At 70.7% G+C, this 12873-nt stretch carries 10 protein-coding genes; 7 read left to right on the forward strand and 3 right to left on the reverse strand.

Annotated features, from left to right (window positions below):
• Positions 1-6: 6 nt before the first annotated feature.
• Genes purT through DES41_RS32390 form a run of 3 tightly spaced genes read right to left on the reverse strand, consistent with a single transcriptional unit; the run spans position 7 to position 3506 of the window.
• Positions 7-1233, reverse strand: a complete 1227-nt coding sequence (gene purT / locus DES41_RS32380; protein ID WP_114471750.1) for a formate-dependent phosphoribosylglycinamide formyltransferase — start codon at positions 1231-1233, stop codon at positions 7-9.
• Between the two features lie 37 nt (positions 1234-1270).
• Entirely contained in the window at positions 1271-2245 is a 975-nt protein-coding gene (locus DES41_RS32385) for a Bug family tripartite tricarboxylate transporter substrate binding protein (protein ID WP_114471751.1), read from the reverse strand.
• Positions 2246-2300: 55 nt separating this feature from the next.
• The gene (locus DES41_RS32390; RefSeq protein WP_114471752.1) at positions 2301-3506 is read right to left on the reverse strand and encodes a M20 aminoacylase family protein; all 1206 of its coding nucleotides are present in this window, start codon (positions 3504-3506) and stop codon (positions 2301-2303) included.
• Positions 3507-3611: 105 nt separating this feature from the next.
• Here DES41_RS32390 and DES41_RS32395 point away from each other — a divergent pair, with 105 nt between their 5' ends.
• The 7 genes from DES41_RS32395 to DES41_RS32425 all read left to right on the forward strand — a co-directional run bounded on the left by DES41_RS32395 (position 3612) and on the right by DES41_RS32425 (position 12783).
• The gene (locus DES41_RS32395) at positions 3612-4511 is read left to right on the forward strand and encodes a LysR family transcriptional regulator (RefSeq protein WP_114471753.1); all 900 of its coding nucleotides are present in this window, start codon (positions 3612-3614) and stop codon (positions 4509-4511) included.
• 113 nt (positions 4512-4624) lie between these two features.
• Positions 4625-6010 (forward strand): nucleobase:cation symporter-2 family protein, encoded by a 1386-nt coding sequence (locus tag DES41_RS32400; protein WP_245965969.1) that lies wholly within the window; start codon positions 4625-4627, stop codon positions 6008-6010.
• Complete coding sequence (locus DES41_RS32405; RefSeq protein WP_114471755.1) at positions 6007-7422, forward strand: 8-oxoguanine deaminase; 1416 nt, start codon at positions 6007-6009, stop codon at positions 7420-7422. The genes DES41_RS32400 and DES41_RS32405 overlap by 4 nt, the downstream gene beginning before the upstream one ends.
• Positions 7423-7459: 37 nt before the next feature.
• Positions 7460-8245: a DUF72 domain-containing protein gene (locus DES41_RS32410; RefSeq protein WP_114471756.1), complete on the forward strand. Its 786-nt coding sequence runs from the start codon at positions 7460-7462 to the stop codon at positions 8243-8245.
• Between the two features lie 11 nt (positions 8246-8256).
• A complete protein-coding gene (locus tag DES41_RS32415) occupies positions 8257-9267 on the forward strand; it encodes a LacI family DNA-binding transcriptional regulator (RefSeq protein WP_114471757.1) in 1011 nt (336 codons plus the stop codon).
• A gap of 181 nt (positions 9268-9448) precedes the next feature.
• Positions 9449-10471, forward strand: coding sequence for a LacI family DNA-binding transcriptional regulator (locus DES41_RS32420; protein ID WP_114471758.1), 1023 nt, complete (start codon positions 9449-9451; stop codon positions 10469-10471).
• 47 nt (positions 10472-10518) lie between these two features.
• Positions 10519-12783, forward strand: a complete 2265-nt coding sequence (locus DES41_RS32425) for a glycoside hydrolase family 3 protein (protein ID WP_114471759.1) — start codon at positions 10519-10521, stop codon at positions 12781-12783.
• Positions 12784-12873 lie beyond the last annotated feature (90 nt).

The following is a 12873-nucleotide window of genomic DNA, read 5'->3' on the forward strand; positions in this document are numbered from 1 at the left end:
ACGCCGTCAGGCCGTGCGCGGACGCACCAGCGCGGCAGCGCGCTTGGCGTTCACACGGGCCTGCTCCACATCGGCGTCGCGCGCGAGCAGCACGCCCATGCGGCGCTTCACGAAGCTCTCGGGCTTGCCGAACAGCCGGATCTCGGTGCCGGGCACGCGCAGGGCCTCGTCCACGCCGTCGAACACGATGCCCTGGGCGTCCACGCCGCCATAGACGACGGCGCTGGCGCCCGGCGTCTTGAGGCTGGTGTCCACCGGCAGGCCCAGGATGGCGCGGGCGTGCAGCTCGAACTCGTTCTGCCACTGCGTGGCCATGGTCACCATGCCGGTGTCGTGCGGGCGCGGGCTCACTTCGCTGAACCAGACCTGCTCGCCCTTGACGAACAGCTCCACGCCGAACAAACCCAGGCCCGCGGGCTGGCCGTCCAGGCCGCGGCCCAGGTCGTCGGTGACGGCCTTGGCGATGGCGCGGGCCTTCTCCAGCGCGGCCGGGTGCATGGGGTGCGGCTGCCAGCTCTCCACGTAGTCGCCGCTCACCTGCACGTGACCGATGGCGTCGCAGAAATGCGTCTGCACGCTGCCATCGGCGGCGCGGGCGCGCACCGTCAGCAGCGTGATCTCGTAGTCGAAGTCGATGAAGCCCTCGACGATCACGCGGCCGTGGCTCACGCGGCCGCCGGCCATGGCGACATCCCAGGCCTTGCGCACATCGGCCGGGCCGTCGATCTTGCTCTGGCCCTTGCCCGAGCTGCTCATGACGGGCTTGACGACGCAGGGATAACCGATACCACCATCGATGGCGGCTTGCAGTTCCTCAAAGGAGTCGCAGAACTTGTAGGGGCTGGTGGCCAGGCCCAGCGTCTCGGCCGCCAGGCGGCGGATGCTTTCGCGGTCCATGGTCAGCCGCGCGGCGCGGGCCGTGGGCACCACGCGCACGGCGCCGGCGGCTTCGAGCTCGGCCAGCGCCGGCGTGGCGATGGCCTCGATCTCGGGCACCACCCAGTCGGGCTTTTCCCGTTCGATCAGCGCCTTGAGCGCGGCCGGGTCGCTCATGGCGATGGTGTGGGCGCGGTGCGCGACCTGGTGGCCGGGCGCGTTGTCGTAGCGGTCCACCGCGATGGTCTCCACGCCCAGGCGCTGCAGTGCGATCAGCACCTCCTTGCCGAGTTCGCCGGAACCCAGCAGCATGACGCGCGTGGCGTGGGGAGACAGGGGGGTGCCGAAGGTGGTCATGGTGGTCGCGGGCAGGGCTGAAAGAAGCCCGCGATTATCAATCCAGCTTGGCGCCCGAGGCCTTGACCGCAGCCGCCCAGCGCGGCATCTCGGCCGCCAGGAACTTGGCGAAATCCGCGCTGCCCAGGAAGGCCGGGTCGGCGCCCTGCGCCACCATGCGGCTGCGCACCTCGGGGTTGCTCAGCACCTGGCCGAAGGCGTCGCTGAGCTTGGCGGTGACATCGGCCGGCAGCCCGGCCGGCGCCAGGAAGCCGTAGAAGCCCACCACCTCGAAGCCCTTGAAGCCGGACTCGATGACGGTGGGCACGTCGGGCAGCGCCGGGTTGCGCTCGCGGCTGGTCACGGCCAGCGCGCGCACCTTGCCCTGCTTGGCATAGGCCGCAGCCTGGGGAATGGATTCGGCCATGAACTGCACCTGGCCGGCCATCAAGTCGGTGAAGGCCGGCGCGCTGCCGCGGTAGGGGATGTGGACCATGAACAGCCCGGCGGCGTTCTTGAACATCTCGGGCACCAGGTGGCTGATGCCGCCGTTGCCGGCCGATCCATAGTTGATCTGGCCGGGCTTGGCCTTCGCGTAGTCGGCGAACTCCTTGAGCGTCTTCACGGGCAGCTGCGGTGTGACCAGCAGCGCCAGCGGTTGCATGGCCGTGCGCGCGATCGGCGTGAAGTCCTTGAGGGTGGCGTAGGGCAGGCGGCTGTACAGCGCCGGGTTGATCACCATCACGCCGGTGTTGGCCAGCATCAGCGTGTAGCCGTCGGGCTGGGCCTTCATGACGTCCTGCGCGCCCACGGTGCCCCCGGCCCCGGACTTGTAGTCGACCACGATGGGCTGGCCCAGCACGGCCTGCAGCTTGTCTGCCAGCAGGCGCGCATGCTGGTCGAGCGGGCCGCCGGCCGGGAAGCCGATGACCAGGCGGATGGGTTTCTCGGGGAATGCGGCCTGGGCCAGCGGGGCCAGCGCCAGAAGCGTTGCCATCGCGCAGGCCGCCAGGCGCCGCAGGTTCTTGTGCATGTCGTCTCCTCTGTCGTTGTGCGGAGCGGCCATCATAGGACCGCCTTTTCGTGCTTCAGCCGCGCGGCGTGGCGAACCAGCGCTCCACCAGCCGCACGAAGAAGCTCGCGCCCATGGGCAGCAGCGCGTCGTTGAAGTCGTAGCTCGGGTTGTGCACCAGGCAGGGGCCTTCGCCATGGCCGGGCAGGCGGTGCTCGCCGTCGCCATTGCCGATGAAGGCGTAGCAGCCCGGCACCTGCTCGAGCATGAACGAGAAGTCCTCCGCCGCCATGATGGGCGCCTGGGTGACCACGTTCTGCGCACCGAACACGCCCTCGGCCACGCTGCGCGCGAAGGCGCTCTCGGCCGCGTGGTTCACGGTGGAGGGGTAGTTGCGCTTGAACTCAAACACCGCGCTGGCGCCGAACACAGCGGCCTGGTGCTCGGCCACCTCGCGCATGCGGCGCTCGATGAGGTCCAGCGTCTCGGCCGTGTAGGCGCGCACCGAGCCCTGCATCACGCACTGGTCGGGGATCACGTTGGCGACCTCGCCGGCGTGGACCATGGTGACCGAGATCACCGCCGTCTCCAGCGGCTTCTTGTTGCGGCTGATGATGGTCTGGAAGGCCTGCATCATCGCGCCGGCCACAGGGATCGGGTCGATCGCCAGGTGCGGCATGGCGGCATGGCCGCCTTTGCCGCGGATGGTCACCTTGAACTCGTTGTTCGACGCCAGCACCGGCCCCGCCGAGATGGCGAACTGCCCGACCGGGATGCCCGGCATGTTGTGCATGCCGAACACGGCCTCGCACGGAAACTGGTCGAACAGCCCTTCGCGCAGCATCTCGCGTGCGCCACCGCCGTGCTCTTCGGCCGGCTGGAAGATCAGGTGCACGCTGCCGTCGAATCCGCCCGCGTCGCGCAGCCGTGCGAGCTGCTGGGCCGCGCCCAGCAGCATGGTGGTGTGGCCGTCGTGGCCGCAGGCGTGCATCCTGCCGGCGTGGCGGCTGGCGTGGGGAAAGCGGTTGTGCTCGGCCATGGGCAGCGCGTCCATGTCGGCGCGCAGGCCGATGGTGCGGCTGGAGCTGCCGCAGCGCACGGTGCCGACGACGCCGGTCTTGGCCAGGCCGCGGTGGACGGGAATGTTCCAGCCCGTCAGCAGTTCGGCCACGAGGTCGGCCGTGCGCGTCTCTTCGAAAGCCAGTTCGGGGTGGGCATGGATGTCGCGGCGCACGGCTTGCAGGGCCTCGTGTTCGGCGACGATGGTGTCGATCAATTGCATGGGTGGAAGGCCTCGTGGGGGCCTGGAGATGGGTGGCCGCGCACCAAGGCGCCGGGCTTGCGCGTGCAGTCTGCCACAGCCCTTGCCCGCTATGCTCCGCCCCCTATGCACGCCAAGGTGCTCCGCTATTTCGCCGCCGTCGTGCGCGCCGGCTCCATCCGCAAGGCCGCGGAGCAGCTGCATGTGGTGCCCTCGGCCGTGAACCGGCAGATCCTGATCCTGGAAGAGGAGCTGGGCGCGCCGCTGTTCGAGCGCGTGCGCGGCACGCTCAAGCTCACGCCGGTGGGCGAGATCGTGCTCGAGCACGCGCGCGCCACGCTGCGCGCCTTCGATCAGGTGCGCGAACGCATCGCCGCCGTGCGGGGGCTGCAGCAGGGCGAAGTCACGCTGGCCACGACCGCGGGCCTGGCCAGCGCCTTCCTGCCTGCACTGGTGCAGCGGGTGCGCGCAGAACATCCCGGCCTGCGGCTGCAGCTGCTCGACGCCCCGGTCAGCGAGGTGCTGCGCTGCGTGCAGGCCGGCGACGCCGACCTGGGCCTGGCCTACGACGTGCCCGACGGCGCGGGCCTGCGCGTGTTGTCCACCAGCGACTGGCCGATCGGCGCGGTGCTGCCGCCCGGCCATGCGTTGGCGCGCCAGCCCACGGTGGCGCTGTCGGACTGCGTGGGCCATCCCCTGATCCTGCCCGCACCGGCGCTGTCGCTGCGCGCGCTGCTGGACGGCGCCTTCGCGCTGGGCGCGGTGCGTGTGGCCCCCGTGGTGGAGAGCACGTCCACCGCCTTGATGCGTGAACTGGTGCAGCGCGGCGTGGGCATCGCGCTGCTGAACCGGCTGGACGTGGCGGACGACTGCCGCAGCGGCGCGCTGTCCTTCGTGCCGCTGCGCGACGCGCTGCCGCGGCCACAGACGCTGCGCCTGGTTTGCCGCGCCGGTGCGGACGCCAACCCGACCACTGCCCTGCTGGCCCGGTACCTGGTCGAAGGGCTGGAACAGCTGCAGACCTGACGGCAGGCCGTGCAGTTTTTCTGCACGCAGCGCGCAGAAATCTGCGCTCGCGCGGCGCGCCCGCCGTTCCTAGACTGCGCGCACCCCGCCACTGTGTCCGAATGAGGTGCCCCATGTCCGCCGATGCCGTCGACCAGAAGATCCCCCTGCCCCGCTGTGCCGCGCTCGGCGTGCAGCATGTGCTCGTGATGTACGCCGGCACGGTGGCCGTGCCGCTCATCGTCGGCGGCGCGCTCGGACTGTCCAAGGCCGACATCGCCTTCCTGATCAATGCCGACCTGCTGGCCGCCGGCATCGCCACCCTGGTCCAGGCCCTGGGCCTGTGGCGCTTCGGCATCCGCATGCCGGTGATGATGGGCGTGACCTTCGCGGCCGTGGGCCCGATGATCGCCATCGGCACCGACCCCGCGCTGGGCCTGCCGGCCATCTACGGCGCCACCATCGTCGCCGGGTTGTTCGGCATCCTGGTCGCGCCGCTCATGGGGCGGCTGCTGGGCGTGTTCCCGCCGCTGGTCACCGGCACGGTGATCACGCTGATCGGCGTCTCGCTGATGGGCGTCGCCATCCACTGGGCCGCGGGCGGCCAACCGCACCGCACCGAGATGGTGGACGGCGTGGCCCATGCCATCGCCAACCCCGACTACGGCGACCCGGCCAAGCTGGCCATCGCCGCGCTGGTGCTGGCGGTGGTCATCGGCATCAGCCGCTTCGGCCGCGGGCTGGTCGCCAACCTCGCGGTGCTGCTAGGGGTGGCCGCGGGCGCGGCCGTCGCGCTGGCCACCGGGCGCATGGGCTTCGAGGGCCTGGGCGATGCCCCCTGGCTGGCGCTGACCACGCCTTTCCATTTCGGCCTGCCGCGGCTGGAGCTCTCGGCCGTCCTGGCCATGTGCATCGTGATGGTGATCACGCTGGTGGAGTCCACCGGCATGTTCCTGGCGCTGGGCGCCATCACCGGCCGGCGCGTGACGCCCGATCTGCTCACGCGCGGCCTGCGTGCCGACGGCCTGGGCACGGTGATCGGCGGCGTGTTCAACACCTTCCCGTACACCAGTTTCAGCCAGAACGTGGGCCTGGTCACCGTGACCGGCGTGCGCTCGCGCTATGTGGCGGCGGCAGGCGGCGTGGTGCTGGTCTTGCTGGCGCTGCTGCCCAAGGTGGCGCACCTGGTGGCCAGCGTGCCGCCCTTCGTGCTGGGCGGCGCCGGCATCGTGATGTTCGGCATGGTCGCGGCCACCGGCGTGCGCATCCTGGGCAGCGTGGACTACGGCGCCAACCGGCATGCGCTGTACGTGATCGCCATCTCCATCGGCATGGGGCTGATCCCCACGCTGTCGCCCACCTTCTTCCAGCACCTGCCGGCCTGGACCCACGCCATCACGCACAGCGGTATCGTGCTGGGCACGGTGGTTGCTGTGCTGCTGAACCTGTTCTACCACGGTGTGCTGACGCTGGAGCGCTCGCTCGCGCAGGCGGCAGCCACCGCCCACTCTGCGGAATGACCATGAACCCTGCCACTCCCCTGTTGATCCTGCGCCATGCCGATGTACTGGTGACCATGGACGACCAGCGCCGCGAGATCCGCGACGGCGCCGTCGTGGTGCAGGGCCCGGCCATCGCCTGGGTCGGCACCAGCGACGCGCTGCCCGCGCCCTATGCCGAGGCGCTGGCCGCGGGCCGCGCCGAGGCCGTCGACCTGCATGGCCATGTGCTGATGCCGGGGCTGGTCAACACCCACCACCACATGTACCAGAGCCTCACGCGGGCGGTGCCCGAGGCGCAGGACGCCGAGCTGTTCGGCTGGCTGGGCAGCCTGTACCCGCTGTGGGCGCGGCTCACGCCCGAGATGGTCCACGTGTCGGCCAGAACGGCGATGGCCGAGCTGCTGCTGTCGGGCTGCACCACGACCAGCGACCACCTGTACCTGTACCCCAACGGCAGCCGGCTCGAGGACGCGATAGAGGGCGCGGCCGCCATGGGCATGCGCTTCCACGCCGCGCGCGGCAGCATGAGCGTGGGCCGCAGCGCGGGCGGCTTGCCGCCGGACGAGGTGGTCGAGCGCGAGGACGCGATCCTGGCCGACAGCCAGCGCCTGATCGAGCGCTGGCACGACCCGGCGCGCCACGCCATGCTGCGCATCGTGCTGGCGCCCTGCTCGCCGTTCTCGGTCTCGCGCGACCTCATGCGGGCCTCGGCCGAGCTGGCGCGCGCCACCGGCGTCTCGCTGCACACGCACCTGGCCGAGAACGACAACGACATCGCCTACTCGCGCGAGAAGTTCGGCATGACGCCGGCCGAGTACGCCGAGGACCTGGGCTGGGTCGGCCGCGATGTCTGGCATGCGCACTGCGTCAAGCTGGACGAGGCCGGCATCCGGCTCTTCGGCCGCACGGGCACCGGCGTGGCGCACTGCCCCTGCAGCAACATGCGGCTGGCCTCGGGCATCGCGCCCGTGGGGGCGATGCGCCGCGCCGGCGTGCCGGTGGGCCTGGGCGTGGACGGCAGCGCCAGCAACGACGGTGCCCACATGCTGGGCGAGGCGCGCCAGGCGCTGCTGCTCGCGCGCGTGGGCTTCGGCCCTGCGGCCATGACCGCGCGCGAGGCGCTGGAGATCGCCACGCGCGGCGGCGCCCAGGTGCTGGGCCGCGACGACATCGGCGCGCTGGCGCCGGGCATGTCGGCCGATCTCGTGGCCTTCGACCTGCGCGGCGTGGGCCATGCCGGCGCCGGCCACGACCCGGTGGCCGCACTGGTGTTCTGCCAGCCGGCCCATGCCGCGCTGTCGGTCGTCAACGGCCGCGTGCGCGTGCGCGACGGGCACCTGGTGGACTGCGACACGGCCCCGCTGCTGGCGCGGCACCGCGTGCTCGCGCAGCAACTGGTCGAAGCCGCGCGGCATCCGCACACCGCGTAGGCGGCTATGCTGCGGCCCTTCGCAGCAGGAGACCCCCATGAGCATCCGTGTCGGCATCGGCGGCTGGACCTTCGAGCCCTGGCGCAACAACTTTTTCCCGGCCGGGCTGCCGCACAGCCAGGAGCTGCATTTCGCGAGCCGCGCCGTCACGGCCATCGAGGTCAACGGCACCTACTACAGCACGCAATCGCCCAAGAGCTTCGCGCGCTGGCGCGACGAGACACCCGAGGACTTCGTCTTCTCGCTCAAGGCCAACCGCTTCGCGACCAACCGCCGCGTGCTGGCCGATGCCGGCGAATCCATCGCGCGCTTCGTCGGGAGCGGGCTCTCCGAACTCGGCCGCAAGCTCGGCCCCATCGTCTGGCAGTTCGCACCGACCAAGCAGTTCGACGCGCAGGACTTCGAAGCCTTCCTCGCGCTGCTGCCCAAGGCGGTGGACGGCCTCGCGCTGCGCCATGTGCTGGACGTGCGGCACCCCAGCTTCATGGTGCCCGCCTATCTCGCGCTGGCCCGGCGCTACGGCTGCGCGACCGTGTTCGCCGATTCCGACAAGTTCCCGAGCTTCGCCGACGTGACGGGCGATTTCGTCTACGCGCGGCTCATGCAGAGCCAGGCCGCGTGCACGACCGGCTACGAGGCGGAGCCGCTCGACCGCTGGGCCGACGTGGCACGCGACTGGGCGCGCGGCGCGACGCCGGCCGGCGCGCCGCTGGTGGAGCCGGCACCCGCCGACGGCGGGCCCCGCGACGTCTTCGTGTTCTTCATCAACGGCGCCAAGGAGCGCGCGCCCGCGGCGGCGCAGGCGCTGATCGCCCGGCTCTGAACCCTTCCCGCATGCCGCCTGCACGCAAGCGCTCCGCCACCATCCGCGACGTCGCCAAGGCCGCCGCCGTCTCGACCGCCACCGTCTCCAAGTTCGTCAACGGCAGCCAGCGCTTCTCGGCCGATGTGGAGGCGCGTGTCACACGGGCGGTGCAGGAGCTGGGCTGGTCGCTGAACCCGATGGCGCGTGGCATCACCACGGGCCAGAGCGGCAACATCGGCATCGTCATCCTGGACATCCGCAACCCGCACTTCACGAGCATGGTCAAGGGTGCCGCGCGCAGTGCGGGCGTGGCCGGGCTGAACCTCATCGTCGCGGACGCCGCCGAAAGCAAGGCGCCCGAGCTGGCGGTGCTGCGCGCGCTGGCGCGCCGCGTCGATGGCCTGATCGTCAGCGCGCGGCTGCCGCAGCCCGTGCTGCAGGCGCTGTTCGACACGGGCACACCCGTGGTGTTCTACGGCGGCCCGCCGCCCGACCCGGCCTACCACAGCGTGTGCTGCGACAACTACCTGGCCGGCCGCATGCTGGGCCGGCACCTGCGGGACCGCGGCTTGCGCAAGATCAGCTACATCGGCTTCCCGACCGCGCGCTGGAGCGCCGAACGCTGGCGCGGCGTGCAGGATGCCTTCGAGGGCGAAGAAGCCCGGTTCCAGGATTACGAGGCCGCCGCACCGGTCCCCGAGGAGGGTGAGCGCCTGGCCTCGGTGGTGCTGCTGTCGGGCGACATGCCGGACGCGATCGTCACCTTCAACGACCTTCTCGCCCTGGGCCTGCTCGCAGAGGCCCGGGCGCTGGGCGTGCGCGTGCCCGAGCAGGTGGCCGTGGCCGGTTTCGACAACATCACCTACGGCCGGCTCGGCAGCCCCTCGCTGACCAGCGTGGACATGATGAGCGAAGCCGTCGGAGAGATGGCGATGCAACGCCTGGCGGAGGTCATCGCAGGCGCCCAGACGCGCCACGAAGACGTGCTGACCTGCCGGCTCATGGTGCGCGAGTCCACCACGCGCCAGACCCCCGGGTAATCCCCGGGGCCGGTCCGCTTGACCCTGCAAATGTTATCGATCACCATTGCCGTTGAAGTTAACCGGTTAACCATCTGCATGAGGTAAGTGCGCCAATCAGCATTTGCGCCCGCAGCTGCCCCCAATCGCATTTTTTAGTTTGAAAAGTTAACCGGTTGACAACCCTTTCCCAACACGCCCGATGACCCAGCCCCTTCCCACGCCCGACCGCCAGCGCGCCACCACCGTGCTGGATGTGGCCCGGCTGGCCGGCGTGTCGGCCATGACGGTGTCGCGCGCGCTGAACCAGCCGCAGCGGGTGCCACCCGCCACGCGCCAGCGCGTGCAGGCCGCCGTCGAGGCCACGCACTACGTGCCCAACCTGCTGGCCTGCGGCCTGCGCTCGCGCCGCAGCCGGCTGGTGGCCGCCATCGTCCCCGCGCTGGGCAGCCCGGTGTTCAGCGAGACGGTGCAGGCGCTCACGGCCACGCTGGGCGCGGCCGGCTACCACCTGATGCTGGGCCAGAGCGGCTACGGCGCGGCTGGCGAAGACGCGCTGCTGCAGGCCGTCATCGGCCGCCGGCCCGACGGCATCGTGCTGGTGGGCGTGGACCACAGCCGCCAGACCCGCGAACGGCTCGCCGGCTGTGGCATGCCCGTGGTCGAGACCTGGGACCTGACGCCCACGCCCATCGACATGCTGGTCGGCTTCTCGCATGCGGACGTGGGCGCGGCGGTCTGCCGCTTCCTGGCCGACCAGGGGCGGCGCCGGCTGGCCGTCGTCAGCGGCGCGGACGGGCGCGCCGCCCGCCGTGCGCAGGCGTTCACGGCCACGGCCGAGCACCTCGGCCTGCCTGCGCCCGTGCTGGTCGAAGTCGATGCGCCGACGACGCTGGGCCACGGTCGGCAGGCACTGCGCCAACTGCTGGGGCACCCCGCGGGTGTGGACGGCATCTTCTGCAGCTCCGACATGCTGGCACTGGGCGTGCTGACCGAGGCGGCGCACCAGCGCATCGCCGTGCCCGGCCGCATCGGCGTGGTCGGCTTCGGCGACCAGCCGCTCGCCGCTGACGCGGAGCCGGCGCTCACCACCGTGCGCGTGGACGGTGCGCGCATCGGCCGCGAGGCGGCGCTGCGCGTGATCGGCCGCATCGCCGGCGCGCCCGCCCCCGAGCTGGCCGCGCTCGACGTGGGCTTTTCCATCGTTCCGCGGCGCTCGGGCTGAACCACCGCCGCGCGCCGCCACCTGACTTTTCAACAAAGGAGACCCTGATGAAACATGCCATCCAACGCCTGCGCGCCATCCCGCTGGCCACCAAACTGGCCTTGTGCGGCACGGCCGGGCTGATCGTGCTGGCCGGCTGCGGCGGCGGCGACGGCGACGAAGAGATCGCGCAGCCGGTCATCGGCGCGCGCGCCAAGGCGGTGATCACCGCCGACGGCAAGCAGTTCAAGGACTCCAACGCCAATGGCAAGCTGGATCCCTACGAGGACTGGCGTCTGCCGGTCGAGCGCCGCATCGACGACCTGGTCGCGCAGATGACGCTGCAGGAAAAGGCCGGCCTCATGTTGATCAACACCTTGAACGCAGGCGCCGGCGGCGCACTGCCGGCCGCTGCGGCCGACATGGTGCAGACGCAGAAGATGAGCCGCTTCGTCTTCCGCAGCGTCGTGACGATTCCGGCCACCGGCTCGCAGGTCACACCCGAGCAGGCGGCCACCTCGCTCAATGCGGTGCAGGAGATGAGCGAAGGCACGCGCCTGGGCATCCCGGCGGTGTTCAAGTCCAACGCCCGCAACCACTACGAGAAGGACCCGCGCGTCGGCATCAACGAGGCCTCGGGTGCGTTCACGGAATTTCCCAAGGAAGCCGGCCTCGCTGCCGCGTCGCTCGGCGCGGGCGACATGTCGCTGGTCAAGGACTTCGCCACCGTCATGGGCGACGAATGGAAGTCCATCGGCCTGCGCGGCATGTACGGCTACATGGCCGACCTGTCGACCGAACCGCGCTGGTACCGCGTGCACGAGACCTTCACCGAGAACGCCGACCTGAACGCCGACATCATGCGCACGCTGGTGCAGACGCTGCAGGGCACGAAGATCAAGGACGGCACCTCGGTCTCGCCCAGCTCGGCCGTCGCGCTCACGCTCAAGCATTTCCCGGGCGGTGGCCCGCAGGAGATGGGCCTGGATCCGCACTACGCGCACGGCAAGAACCAGGTCTACCCCGGCGGCAACTTCGGCTACCACCTGAAGCCCTTCCTGGCCGCCATGGAGGCCGGCGTTTCCGCGGTCATGCCCTACTACGGCGTGCCGATCAACGTGACCTACGAGGGCGTGACCTACGAGCAGACCGGCATGGCGTTCTCCAAGCAGATCGTCACCGACCTGCTGCGCGGCAAGCTGGGCTTCAAGGGCTATGTGAACTCGGACACCGGCATCATCAACGACCGCGCCTGGGGCCTGGAGATGAAGACGGTGCCAGAGCGCGTGGCCGCGGCCATCAACGGCGGCACCGAGACGCTCTCGGGCTTCAGCGAGAACAAGACCATCACCGACCTGGTGGCCGCCGGCCTCGTGAGCGAGGCGCGCGTGACGGAGGCCGCCAGGCGCCTGCTGAAAGAGCAGTTCCAGCTCGGCCTGTTCGAGAACCCGTATGTCGATCCGGCGCTGGCCAACGCCATCATCGGCAAGGACGGGCACCGCGCCACCGGCATGGACATCCAGCGCAAATCGGTCGTGCTGCTGCAGAACCAGGCCCAGGCCGATGGCGGCAAGACGCTGCCGCTGAAGGCGGGTGCCAAGGTCTACACCATGGGCTTGGCCAAGACCGACACCGACAAGTACGGCTACGCCGTGACCGATGGCGAGGCCCTGGTGGGCGGCGTGCGCCCGAGTGCCGCCGGCCACGATTACGCGGTGATCCGCGTCGAGGTGAACAACAACAAGCTGGTGCCCGGCACCAACACGCGCGCCACCAGCACCTACCGGAGCGACAACCCGGCCACCGGCGGCCGCATCAATCCCGCCACGGGCCGCAGCTGGGGCTTCGATGACCGCTGCGTGAACAAGGCTGCCTACTCGGCCGAGGACGCCGCCAAGGCCTGCCTGGACAACGGCCTGACCTTTGGCGGCTCGTTCCCATGGGAGAACGGCAAGATGTCGTTCACGGAAATGGCGGCCGCCGAGTCGTGGCAGATCTCGCCACCGCTGGACCAGATCCAGGCGGTCATGAACGAGGTGGGCGCGAAGAAAACGGTGCTGGCCATCTACTTCCGCCAGCCCTACGTGCTGGACGACGCCAGCGGCCTGAAGAACGCCGGCGCCATCGTGGCCGGCTTCGGCATCAGCAACACCGCGCTGCTGGACGTGCTGGGCGGCAAGGTGCTGGCCACGGGGGCCGCCGTCAAGCCGCAGGGGAAGCTGCCGCTCGCGCTGGCGAACAACTCCCAGGCCATCGTGAACAACCAGCCCGACGTGCCGGGCTACCCGGCGGCGGACACGCTGTTCCCGTACGGGTTCGGTCTGACGTACTGACACACCGCGCGTTACCTGGGGCGTGCCGGCGGCAGTGCGCGGGCGCGCCCCGCGCGAGGCCTGCGCATGCCGCAGCCCCGCCCACTTTTC

The sequence above is a fragment of the Pseudorhodoferax soli genome, assembly GCF_003337555.1.
GTDB lineage: Bacteria > Pseudomonadota > Gammaproteobacteria > Burkholderiales > Burkholderiaceae_C > Pseudorhodoferax > Pseudorhodoferax soli.